The following is a 651-nucleotide window of genomic DNA, read 5'->3' on the forward strand; positions in this document are numbered from 1 at the left end:
TGACTATGCTGCTCTTATCAACTGGCTAATTGCTAACATTACTGATGACTTAAACAACATCCACATAACCCTTGAAGCTACAGGCGTCTATCACGAGAACATCGCCTACTACCTATTTGATAAAAAGCTTAACGTTAGCATCATCAATCCTGCTTACGTCAAAAGCTATGCTGCTAGTTTAGGAAGTCGCAACAAGACGGATAAGAAAGATAGTATGTTATTAGCCCGCTACACCTATAGTGCTAAGCCTAAATTGTGGACACCGCCGCCAGCAGAGGCGCGTCACCTCAAGTCTTTACTGTCGCGCTTAGACGCGCTACAAGAAGACTTACAACGTGAGCTGAATCGATTGGAAAAAACGGAGGCCACAGACACCGCTCCTATCGTTAAAGCGTCTATTGAGCAGATGATAGTCTCTTTGCAAGCCGCCATTGTTAAGCTCAATGGTGATATTGATGACCATATCGATGGTCATCCCAATTTAAAGCAAGACCAATATCTGCTACAAACTATTAAAGGCGTCGGCCCTGTTGTCTCAAAGCAGATGATGTCGCTGATGCATAATAAGCAGTTTAGTCAAGCGTCGCAAATGGCAGCCTTTTTAGGTCTAGTTCCCAAGCATAGTGAATCAGGGCTATTTAAGGGCAAGTC

General features: G+C 44.1%; 1 protein-coding gene. It reads left to right on the forward strand.

The genetic code is table 11. The features are described 5' to 3' along the window. The coding region (locus tag AAEZ05_RS27740) for an IS110 family transposase (RefSeq protein ID WP_350649738.1) at window positions 1–651 on the forward strand (651 nt) is incomplete at both ends.

The sequence above is a fragment of the Pseudomonas sp. HY13-MNA-CIBAN-0226 genome (assembly GCF_040310305.1).
Classification (GTDB): Bacteria; Pseudomonadota; Gammaproteobacteria; order Pseudomonadales; family Pseudomonadaceae; genus Aquipseudomonas; species Aquipseudomonas gregormendelii.